General features: G+C 69.8%; 11 protein-coding genes. 9 read left to right on the forward strand and 2 right to left on the reverse strand.

The window, feature by feature from the left end:
• From D7X55_RS27030 to D7X55_RS27040, 3 genes are all read left to right on the forward strand, one after another.
• Positions 1-916: tetratricopeptide repeat protein (locus D7X55_RS27030; RefSeq protein WP_121724569.1), on the forward strand; the 916-nt coding region annotated here is incomplete at its 5' end.
• 8 nt (positions 917-924) lie between these two features.
• Entirely contained in the window at positions 925-1944 is a 1020-nt protein-coding gene (locus tag D7X55_RS27035; RefSeq protein WP_120550873.1) for a PHB depolymerase family esterase, read from the forward strand.
• Positions 1911-2705, forward strand: coding sequence for a carbohydrate deacetylase (locus D7X55_RS27040; RefSeq protein ID WP_233610093.1), 795 nt, complete (start codon positions 1911-1913; stop codon positions 2703-2705). Before D7X55_RS27035 ends, D7X55_RS27040 begins: the two co-directional genes overlap by 34 nt.
• On the opposite strand, the gene D7X55_RS27045 is transcribed toward D7X55_RS27040, so the two are convergent.
• Complete coding sequence (locus tag D7X55_RS27045) at positions 2692-4596, reverse strand: ATP-binding protein (RefSeq protein ID WP_121724570.1); 1905 nt, start codon at positions 4594-4596, stop codon at positions 2692-2694. The genes D7X55_RS27040 and D7X55_RS27045 overlap by 14 nt on opposite strands.
• Positions 4597-4790: 194 nt before the next feature.
• Here D7X55_RS27045 and queF point away from each other — a divergent pair, with 194 nt between their 5' ends.
• Positions 4791-5156, forward strand: a complete 366-nt coding sequence (gene queF, locus D7X55_RS27050; protein WP_120550871.1) for a preQ(1) synthase — start codon at positions 4791-4793, stop codon at positions 5154-5156.
• A 10-nt stretch (positions 5157-5166) separates the two neighbouring features.
• Here queF and D7X55_RS27055 read toward each other — a convergent pair whose 3' ends face one another.
• Positions 5167-6180: a serine/threonine-protein kinase gene (locus D7X55_RS27055; RefSeq protein WP_233610094.1), complete on the reverse strand. Its 1014-nt coding sequence runs from the start codon at positions 6178-6180 to the stop codon at positions 5167-5169.
• 235 nt (positions 6181-6415) lie between these two features.
• Here D7X55_RS27055 and D7X55_RS27060 point away from each other — a divergent pair, with 235 nt between their 5' ends.
• The 5 genes from D7X55_RS27060 (at position 6416) to D7X55_RS27080 (ending at position 10673) form a co-directional block, all read left to right on the forward strand.
• Positions 6416-7213, forward strand: a complete 798-nt coding sequence (locus D7X55_RS27060; protein ID WP_147470223.1) for a hypothetical protein — start codon at positions 6416-6418, stop codon at positions 7211-7213.
• Positions 7210-8133 (forward strand): DUF3396 domain-containing protein, encoded by a 924-nt coding sequence (locus D7X55_RS27065; RefSeq protein WP_121724572.1) that lies wholly within the window; start codon positions 7210-7212, stop codon positions 8131-8133. The genes D7X55_RS27060 and D7X55_RS27065 overlap by 4 nt, the downstream gene beginning before the upstream one ends.
• 207 nt (positions 8134-8340) lie before the next feature.
• On the forward strand, positions 8341-9141 hold the full coding sequence (locus D7X55_RS27070; protein ID WP_147442753.1) for a hypothetical protein: 801 nt from the start codon (positions 8341-8343) through the stop codon (positions 9139-9141).
• Positions 9141-10001, forward strand: a complete 861-nt coding sequence (locus D7X55_RS27075; RefSeq protein WP_120548737.1) for a type VI immunity family protein — start codon at positions 9141-9143, stop codon at positions 9999-10001. Before D7X55_RS27070 ends, D7X55_RS27075 begins: the two co-directional genes overlap by 1 nt.
• Positions 10002-10085: 84 nt before the next feature.
• Positions 10086-10673 carry a hypothetical protein gene (locus D7X55_RS27080; RefSeq protein ID WP_120548736.1) on the forward strand — a complete coding sequence of 196 codons (588 nt, stop codon included), beginning with the start codon at positions 10086-10088 and terminating at the stop codon, positions 10671-10673.
• The last annotated feature ends 146 nt before the right edge of the window (positions 10674-10819 follow it).

The raw sequence follows: 10819 nt of genomic DNA on the forward strand, positions 1-10819 counted from the left end.
CGTCGCGGGCGTGCTCGTGCTGGGCGGGCTGGGCGCGGGGGCCACGTGGTACCTGCGGCGCCCGGACCTGCCGCCTCCCGCGCGCATCGCCGCCGCCGAGGCCGCCACCACCGTGGAGGCCAAGGTGTCCGCGCTGGAAGGGCTGGGCAACGACGTGCGCGCGACGGCGGCGGAGCTGGCTCGCGCGGGCACGCTGCTCATGGACGCGGGCGCCCACCCGCAGGCGCTGGCGCTGGCGGAGGTCTACACCTCGCGCTTCCCCAAGGAGGCGGAGGCGCACCTGCTGGCCGCGCGCGCCGCCACCGAGCTGCGCATGGGCAAGCGCGCGGAACGCGCCATCGACGAGGCCACGGCGCTGGCCCCCAAGGACGTGCGCGCCCCGCTGGCCCTGGCCGACCTGCGGGCCCGCCAGGGCGACGTGCCGGGCGCGTTGACGGCGCTGGCGAAGGCGTACGCGCAGGCGCCGGGTTCCGCCAGGGTCGCGCCCCGCTACGGACAGCTCCTGTCCCAGGGGGGCCGGCTGGACGAGGCCGCCACCGTGCTGTCCGCCTGGACGCGCCAGCACGACGACGCCGAGTCCCTGGCGGAGCTGGGCTTCGTGCGCTTCCGCCAGGAGAAGCTGGACGACGCGGTCAGCCTGCTCAAGCGCGCGCTGCGCAAGGCCCCCTCGCTCGCGGTGGCCCACTCCTACCTGGGCGCCGTCCTCTTCCGGCAGGGCGACCTGCGCGGCGCCGAGCGCGAGTACCGGGAGGCCGAACGTCTGGCTCCGGACGATCCCCGCGCCCTCACCGCGCGTTGCCAACTGCACGTCCACGAAGGCGACGCCGCCCGGGTGGAAGAGGTGAAACGTACGCTGGCGGAAAGGTTCCCGGACCGGGCGCTGGCGCTCGCGGCGGAGTGCGGCACGGGGAACTAGCTTCCGCCATGCGCTTTCGCTTCCTTGCCCTCGCCGCGTCCAGCCTGCTGCTGACCGCCACCGCGTGCGGCTCCAGCTCCGCCGAGGACGACACCGACGCCCCGCCCGGCTCCGGACCGCAGCTGCCGGTGTCCGGGGACGTGGCCCCCGCGGACCGCTCCGCCTGCACGGGCCTGACCGTGACGCCCGGCACCTACGACTGGACGGTCGAGCACGGCGGCCGCACCCGCGCCTTCCGCGTCCACGTCCCCACCGGCTACGACGCCACGAAGCCCACGCCCGTCGTCCTCAGCTTCCACGGCTTCGGCTCCAATGAAGAGGAGCAGGAGCTGCTGACCGGCTTCTCCCGGCTGGCGGACGCGGAGGGCTTCATCGCCGTCTACCCGCGCGGCCTCAACTTCGCGGAGGTCTACGGCAGGGGTGAAGCGGACACGCGCGGCTGGAACGCGGAGGCGTGCTGTGGCCCCGCGCAGATTGGGAACGTGGACGACGTGGGCTTCGTGGACGCGCTGCTCGCGGACCTGGACACGCGCGTGTGCACGGACCCGCGCCGCGTCTTCGCCAACGGCTTCTCCAACGGGGGCTTCTTCTCCTACCGGCTGGCCTGCGAGCGCGCCCAGCGCATCGCCGCCATCGCGCCCGTGTCGGGCATGGAGGGCGTGACGGACTGCCGCCCGTCGCGGCCCGTCCCGGTGCTCCACTTCCACGGCACCGGTGACGAGACCATCTTCTACGACGGCGGCAGCAACGTGATTGGCGGCAAGCCCTACCCGTCCGCGCCGGACTCCGTGCGCCGCTTCGCGGAGCTCAACGGCTGCCAGGGCCCGCAGCAGCAGACGTATCAGCAGGGCAACAGCACCTGCGTGGCGTATACGGGCTGTCAGCCGGAGAGCGCCACCGCGAGCCTGTGCACCGTCACCGGCGGCAAGCATGCGTGGCCCGGCCAGCCCCTCTACAATGGCGGCACGACGGACCTGGACGCGTCCCTGCAGATGTGGCGCTTCTTCCAGGCGCGTCCCCGCCCCTGAAGGAGGCCCGAGCCACGCCGCCCCGAGCCCTCATCATCAACGCCGATGACCTGGGCTACGACCCGGGCATCACCCGGGGAATCCTCCAGGCGCTGCGCGAGGGCGTCGTCTCCTCCGCGACCCTGATGGTGAACGCGCCGGACGCCGAGGCCGCCGCGAGGCAGGCCCGGGGACTCGCCATCGGGTTGCACCTGAACCTGGACCGGGGAGCCCCCGTGGCCCCCGGCTTTCCGCGCGAGTGGCGCACCGGGGACGGAGGCCTCGACGGGGCCCGGGTGGGCGCGCTGCCCGCGGACGTGGTGGAGGCGGAGGCGCTCGCGCAGCTGGAGCGGCTGGAGCGGCTGCTGGGCCAGGCCGCCACGCACGTGGATGTGCACAAGCACCTGCACCGGCATCCCCAGGTCCTGGAGGGACTGTCACGCGTGGCGAGGCGCGCGGGCCTTCCGGTGCGCTCCATCAACGCGGACATGCGCTCGGCGCTGAGGGCCCGGGGCGTGGCCACGAACGACCACTTCGTGGGCGAGTCCGGCGAGACGGCGTACTGGACGCAGGAGCGCTTCGCCCAGGCCCTGGAGGCGCTGCCATCCGAGGGCATCACGGAGTGGATGTGTCACCCGGGCCACCTGCCCGAACTCGTCACCACGCGCTACGCCGCGCAGCGTGAAGTGGAGCGGACCACCTTCGTGGACGCCCGTGTGCGCGAGGCCCTGCGACAGGCGGGAGTGAGTCCCACGGACTACCGCGTCCTCACGCGGGCGTGACGAGCGGGAGCTCCGACTCCACCGGCGTCAGCGTCCGGCGCTTCTCGCGCGTGAGCACCGTGCGCACGCCCGCGAGCAGTTCGTCCGGACGGTAGGGCCGGGCGCACAGCGCGGCGCTGTCCTGCGCCCACCAGGGTCTTTCATCTCCCGCCAGCAGGATGGGCACCGGCCTCGCTCGCGGCAGCGTGGCGAAGGTCTCCAGGAAGGTGCCCACCGCGGACTGGTTGGCGCTCGTGGACAGGACGATGAGGTCCACCGGCAGGTGCGTCGCCTTGCGCAGTGCCTCCGCGCCGCTCTGCACCGTGAACACCTCGAAGCCCTCGGCCCGCAGGGTGCGCTCCGCCGCGGCCTCCTGGTGCACGTCCTCGTCCAGCACCAGCACGCGCCGGGGCAGCCTGCGCACCTCGTGCGCGGGCATTCGCGGCAGGTCCAGCAGGAACGTGGAGCCCTCGCCCTCGCGGCTTCGCAGCGCCAGCGCGCCGCCGTGCATCTTCACGATGGAGTGGCTGATGAACAGCCCCAGCCCCAGCCCGCCGAAGTTGCGGTGCGACACGTTGCGCGCCCGGTAGAAGCGCTGGAACACCAGGGCCTGGTCCGCCCCCGGAATCCCGATGCCGTGGTCCTGCACCTGGATGCGCGCCGACTCCGCCGTGCGCCCCACCCTCACCGCGATGGGCGCCCCCGCCGGGCTGTACTTGTGCGCGTTCTCCAGCAGGTTCACCAGCACCTGCTCCAGCCGGTCCCTGTCCCCCAGCACCCAGACGCCGTCGTGCGGCACGTCCACCGTGAAGGGGCGCTCGAAGGCATGACGGAAGTGGTCCACCACCTCCGCCACCAGCTGCCCCACCTCCAGTGGCGACGAGTCCAGCGCCAGCCGCCCCAGCTCCAGGCGGCTTGCGTCCAGCAGGTCCTCCACCAGCCCCGCGAGCCGGTCCACCTGCCGCTTGGACTTGAGCACGCTCGCGAGCGACACCGGCTGCCCCGCGGCGATGCGGCGCTCCATGGAGTACAGGCCCAGCTTCAGCGGCGTGAGCGGCGTCTTCAGCTCGTGCGACGCGATGGACATGAACTCCTCGCGCACGCGCAGGGCCGACTGGGCCTCGCGAAGCAGGCGCGCGTTCTCCACCGCCACCGCCAGCTGGCTGGCCGCCGCGCTCCACATCTCCAGTTCGCGCACGGAGAAGGACGCGCCCTGTTCCTTGTAGATGAGCAGCAGGCCCACCGTGCGGCGCGGCGCGCACAGCGGCACCGCCGCGAACACGGAGCCCACCGCGTCGCCGTAGCCGCGCTGGATGCCCAGCTGCGGCTGGCGCAGGGCCAGGGCCTGCCGGTAGGGGTCCTCCGACGGGTCGAACACGTCCTGGGGCGCGTCCAGACCCTCCAGGTCCGACACCGCCATGCGCTTGAGCGTCGCGTCGTCCTCCGCGTAGAGGAACACCTCCGCGCGCCGCACCTGCGCGCACCGCACCAGCGACACCACCGCGGCCGAGCAGACGCGGTCCACCTCCAGCGACTCACCCACCGCGCGGGCAATCTCCCGCACGGCCTGTGAAAACGCGCCCTCGTCGTCCACGCCGGACGGCTCCACCACCAGCCACGCCCCGGCCGCGCCGTTCGTGTGGGTGGGCTTCACCTGCACACGCACCTGCCGGAGCGCGCGGGTGATGGCGTGGCCCGAGTGCGCGCGCTGCTCGCGGATGGCGCGCTGCAGGGCATCCAGGTTGCGGCCCGGCTCCAGGGCCTCCAGGAGGGTGCTGCCCGGGGCGAGCGTCACGCCCGTCTTGGCCGCGAAGCCCTCCTCGCACCATTGGACGCGCAGGTCAGGCCCCACGCGCAGGAGCGCTTGGGGCAGGCACGAGAGGACATCCTCGACGTCGTTCGGTGGCAGCATGGATGGGGGGCGATGCAGGGGTCGCCGGAGGGAGATAGGAATCCCCGGGCATGATCGCCAACCACCCCCGGGCGTTCTCCTGTCCCGGAGGGCCCTGGCACGTTGGGACCCGGACAGAACCGGCGCCGGGCAGCCAGGGAGGCGACTTTGTGGAGGGCGGTGACACCCACCGAACGTGTGCTAGACGACAGCCCATGTCCTCAAAGCCGTCCAAGGAAATCCAGACCTTCCCCAACCCCGCCGCCGATCGCGACTACGAGATCGCCTTCGACGTGCCGGAGTTCACCTGCCTGTGCCCGCTGACGGGCCAGCCGGACTTCGCGCGCTTCACCATCAAGTACGTGCCGGATCAGCTGTGCGTGGAGCTCAAGAGCCTGAAGCTCTACATGTGGTCCTACCGCAACGAGGGCGCCTTCCACGAGAAGGTGACCAACACCATCGCGGACGACATCATCAAGGCCATCCAGCCGCGCAAGCTCACGGTGGTGGGTGACTTCTTCGTGCGCGGCGGCATCGGGACCATCGTCACCGTCACGCACGACAAGAAGAAGCAGGCCTGAGCCACGCCTCTCAGCGGGTGAGCTGCTCCAGGAGCGGCGCCCACTGGGAATGGGACAGGTAGAGGCCGGTGCCCGCCGCCGCGATGCCGGCGGTGAGCGCGGCCAGCACCCACTTGAGCTTGTTCGGAGCGCGCGTGGGCTTCTTCGTGGCGAAGACGTCCAGCACGCCCAGCTCCTGCTGGGTGAGGTGGGCCAGGGCCTCCGTCTCCGTGAGCTTCTCGCGGTAGCGCAGGAAGGCCACGAGCAGCGCGGGGTGGGACACGCGCACCTCGTGGGCGAGGAACAGGTCCAGCTCGCGGCGCATGGCCGCGGCGTCCGGGAAGCGGGCCTCCGGCTTCACCGACAGCGCGCGCTTCACGATGCGCGCGAGCGGTGGCGGCACGTGCGGGGCCACCTTCTGGAGCGGCGTGAACTTGCCGTCGCGGATGCGCGCGAAGACCTCTCCCGCGGACTTGCCCACGAAGGGGCGGGTGCCGGAGAGGGCCTCGTAGAGCAGCACGCCCAGGGAGAAGATGTCCGTGCGCGCGTCGATGGGCGCGCCGGTGACCTGCTCCGGGGACATGTACGACGGCGTGCCCACGGCCATGCCCTGCTGGGTGAGGGCTTCGAGGCTGACGTCCTTGGCGATGCCGAAGTCCATGAGCTTCACCTCACCGGACTTGGTGAGCATGACGTTCGCGGGCTTCAGGTCGCGGTGGATGATGCGGCGGAAGTGGGCGTGGTCGAGCGCGCTGGCGATGCGCGCGCCGATGACGGCGGCGACGTCCGGAGGCAGCGGGCCGTCCTTGATGAGGCCGTGGAGGGTGGGGCCGTCCACGTACTCCATGACCATGAAGAGGCTGTCGTTCTTCTCCACCAGGTCATAGAGGGTGACGATGTTCTGGTGGCGGAAGGCGGCGAGCGCCAGGGCCTCACGGCGGAAGCGGGACAGGGCCTCCTGGTCGCGCTGGCCTTCCGGGAGCAGCTCCTTGATGGCGACCTCGCGCTGAAGCAGCTCATGCAGGCCGCGATACACGAGCGCCATGCCGCCGCGGCCCAGCTCGCCGAGCACGCGGCAGGCGCCAATCTTGCGGTGACGGATCCTCTCACTCTTCTCTGCGGCGGCGACGGTCACGGGTCGCAGGGTATCGATTCACGTCTCATGCGTCGATGGGCCCTCCACGAAGGGCCGGGTTCGCACAGGTGTGATGGAAAGGCGCGGTGTCGCTGTCTCACGCCAGGGCGCCTACCTGCCAGGCGTGGACTGGCAGGATGGGGACATGAGGCTGCGACGCTGGACGCATGGACTGTGGGTGGTGCTGGGCGTGGAGCTGGGTGGCTGCGCGGGGCCAAGGCAGGGCACGTATGAGCAGCGGGGGTTCGACACGCCATCGAACAGCTGCCGGACCCAGCCGGCGCTGTGCGTGGGGCCGGAGTCGGTGCTCCCGGGGATTCGCGCGGCGGAGGTGGCGGTGGTGGCCGGGGGTGCCCGGGCGATGCTGGACGAGGACGCGAAGCGGTCGGTGGAGCTCGTGCTGAAGGAGTGCGCGGAGCAGGCACGGTCGCAGGTGCTGCTTCGCCATCACGAGGGCAAGGCCCCCACACCCGAGCAGTGCAAGGAGCAAGTCCGCAACGCACAGGGTGAGTCCGTCAGTCGTGCCATCTGGCTGGGGGACCAGATGCATGCCGTGGCGTTGGGATGCGTCGAGCAGAAGCTTGACTCGATGATGCCAGGCCGCTTCAGCATTGAGCCGACCTACCGGTTCGACCGTCGTACAGGCATCAGCACACTGCTCAGCAAGGAAGAGGTCCAGCTGCTCAAGCAGCCCCGTTTCCGGCATGAACTCAAGGGTACGCTTACGCCGGATGTCGTCATCCACACCGGCCATCCGACGCAGGCGCTTGGGGTCTACGACTTCAAGTTTCCCTGCACCAACATCGACAGGCTCCCGCCATGGCGAGAGCCTGAAGGTGCGCCACGGGGTTCGCCTTCACAGAAGGAGCTCTACATGGAAGCGCTCCAACTGAACGCATCGCGGGTCCTGCGCGTCATCCCAAGGCTGGGAATCTTCGAATGAAATCCATCATCCCGACCGTTCGCCTTCGCCTTGCGGATGACCATCTCGTCGTGCGTGACGGGCTCCAAATCTGTCTCTACATGCCGTACCCACATGAGCACCTGAAGGCCGGAATCCAGCGGGCACTCGACGTGTATCTAGGAGCCGTCGGAAGAGAGGCCCTGGGGTTCTACGTAGACCTGGATGGCCAATGGCAATCACTCGACACTCAGGGGTGGGAGTTCATCCAGCAGGATCTCCAGGGTGAATCCGGCGCCAGGGTCCACATGGTGGATGCGGCTGGTCCGGATGCCTCCGACACCCTGCATCAGTATGAGTTCGAGTACATTGGAAAGGCATTGGGCCACCCAGATGCCTATTTCGGCCCCAACGCGGTCAGCGCCCTGCGTATCGGACTCCCCACGGAATACATGGAGGAGCAGGGGCCCAGCCGCGTACGTGAGCTGGCATTGGAACTGGCAGGCCTTGTTCCCTTCAGCTCGGGCCATGGAGGCCTTTCGTTCAACGGCATTCCCCAAGCATCCACGGTCCGTGACCAGGTCAAGACATTGAGCCACCGCTACCCCGCGCTGGACGTGCTCGACCTGGACGATGTGGCCCGGGAGCTGGGCACGCGTGTGCGCGCACCGGCGTGGATGAACTTCCTGGGCGCGCCTGTCCTCAGTGAATTGGGTGGCATCGAGGCCCTGCGCTCCCGGCTGCATTCGCCGGAGACCACCGTGCAGGTGCTCGGGCAGGACCGGGCCGTCGTCACATTGGGCCCGTATCCAGAGGCCGGCGACACCGAGCAAGGACAGCTGTTGCCGGCCTATCGAGAACTCGCGCGCGTGCTCGAGCCCTTGTTGTACCAGACGTCGGATCCAGCCGACTCCGACTTCTTCTACAGCACGCGCCGCTGGCAGCGCCGCTTCCTCGACTGAGCGCTCCGCCTCCCGTTCCCCTCCGCCCTGCACCGCCCCTGACGCGTTCCCATGCTTCCTCCATCCAATCCCTGGGAGGAAGCCATGACGGAACGGGACGCATACATCCAGATGATGGCGACCTCGCGCTGAAGCAGCGCATGCAGGCCGCGATACACCAACGTCATGCCGCCTACCTGCCGAGCGTGGACTGGTAGGCTGGGGGACATGGCACTGCGACGCTGGACGGATTGGCTGGGCGTGGTGCTGGCGGTGGGGCTGGGCGGCTGCGCCGGGCCAAGGCAGGGCACGTACGAGCAACGCGGCTTCGACACGCCATCGAACAGCTGCCGGACCCAGCCGGCGCTGTGCATCGGGCCGGAGTCGGTGCTCCCGGGGATTCGCGCGGCGGAGGTGGCGGTGGTGGCCGCCGGGGCCGGGGCGATGTTGGACGCGGACACCCGGCGCGCGGCGGAGTTCGTGCTGAAGGAGTGCGCGGAGCAGGCACGGTCGCAGGTGCTGCTCCGCGAGCATGGGGGACAAAGCCCCACGAAGGAGGAATGCAACGAGGTGGTGGAACGCAATGCGCGTGGGGAGCCCGTCACACGTGCCATGAAATGGGGCACTGCCATGCACCAGGTCGCGCTGGAGTGCGCCCGGCAGCGGCTCGGCACCTTGATTCCGGGAAGGTTCAGCCTGGAGCCCACGTACCGGTTTGACCGCAAGGCTCCGAAAACAACGTACGTTCCACAGGAAGAGGTCAACGCGCTGCTTCGCCAGGGGCGCGGGGCCGAGCTCAAAGGCACTCTGGTCCCCGACGTGGTCATCCATGAGGGACATCCACTGCAGGCGCAGGCTGTCTATGACTTCAAGTTTCCGTGCCTGAGCAGCGAAACGGATCCGCCCTGGCGGAGGTACCCTCGGGGACACGTCTACGCGGGTGAGTACCAGCACCAGCTCTACATGGAGGCCCTCAAGCTTTCTGAAGTCCCCATCCGCATCGTCCCCCGGATCGGAGTCGCCCCGTGATGCATCCCATCCCCCGCATCCGTGTGCGTGCCCAGAACGGTGCGCTGCTCATCCGCGATGGGCTGCGCATCCACTTCCATATGCCCCAGCCCCATTCGGTCTTGGAGCCGCTCATCGAACGCGCGCTGGGCGTCTATCGCCAGGCGGTGGGAGCGAGCGCATTGGGTGGGTACGCCAATGAAGAGGGCGAATGGGTCGCGTTGGATGAGGATGGGTGGCGTGCGGCGCACCAGGAACTCCATGGGGAAGGCTTCTCCAACGTCGTCCTGCGCGATGCGGCTCCAGGTGAGCTGCGCTATCGCTTCGAGTACTTCGGCAAGGACCTTGGCAACCTGATCAGCTCCGTGGGCTTCTGGCTGCCCACCGAGTTCCTGGAGGAGCACGGTCCGGACAGGGTGCGTGCGCTGGCATTGGCGTTGGCCTCGGACCTGCCCTTCTCCTTCGGGCAGGTGGGCCCCTCACTTCAATGTCAGCTGGACGTCCTGGGCGTCCGCGATGAAGTCGACAAGCATCGATTCCGTCATCCGGGATTGGACGTATCCATGCTGGACCAGCTCTCCAATACCCTGGGGACCCGCGTCCGTGGCCCGGCCTGGATGAACTTCCTGGGCCCGCCCGTCCTCGGTGAATTGGGTGGCATCGAGGCCCTGCGCTCCCGGCTCCATTCACCGGACACCACCGTGCAGGCGCTCGGACAGGACCGGGCCGTCGTCACGCTGGGCCCTCATCCAGAAGCCGGCGACACGGAACAGGGACAGATGTTGCCCGCCTATCGGGAGCTCGCGCGTGTGCTCGAGCCCTGGCTGTATCAGTCCTCCACTCCCGAGGAGCGCCGCTGGCAGCGCCGCTTCCTCGACTGAGCGCTCCGCCTCCCGTTCCCCTCCGCCCTGCACCGCCCCTGACGCGTTCCCATGCTTCTCCCATCCAATCCCTGGGAGGACTGCATGACGGAACGGGACGCATACATCCAGAAGATGGAGGCCGAGCAGCGTGAGGCGACCGCTCGCTTCCGCGAAATCGAAGCCCAGGCGGACCTGGCCGACAGCGAGGACACCCTCGACGTCCTCACCGGCGCCCGCGCTTTCAACGACGACGTCGACCGCGAGCTCCAGGCGCTGCGCCGCGCGGACGCGCGTGACTGGGAGCGGCTCAAGAACGGCGCGGACACCGCCCGCCGCCGCTTCCATGAACACCTGGACCGCGCCGGCACCCACTTCGAAGCGCTCCGCGAAGGCTACCGCCGCCAGCGTGAAGCCGAGCTGAACGCGCTCGGCGCGCAGATGGACCGCTGGGTCGCCTCCCGCCAGCGCACCCGCGCCGAGGACTCGCTGCTCACCCGCGAGGAGCTCGACTTCATCACCCGCGGCCTGAAGAACGCCGGCGCGCTGCTGGAGAACCTGCGCCACGCGCGCGGCCACGTGTGGAAGACGGCCCGGGATCAGTACGAGGCCAACTGGCGCGAGCTGGTGGAGCGCTCCCGCCGCATCCGCGCCGACGCCGCCCTGGAGGAACCCGGCGCCTCCCCGCCCTGACGCCCCATCTTCACCAACGCCACACGGCTGGCACACGGCTACGCTAGGAGCGCCCCCACCTGGAGGGACACGGCCCGGAAGGACCGTGCCCCTCCAGGCGTTTTCGCCCGCGAGCCCATGGCCCTTCCCGCACGCCCCTCCCCGAC

The sequence above is a fragment of the Corallococcus sp. AB049A genome, from assembly GCF_003668885.1.
In the GTDB taxonomy this organism is placed as follows: domain Bacteria; phylum Myxococcota; class Myxococcia; order Myxococcales; family Myxococcaceae; genus Corallococcus; species Corallococcus interemptor.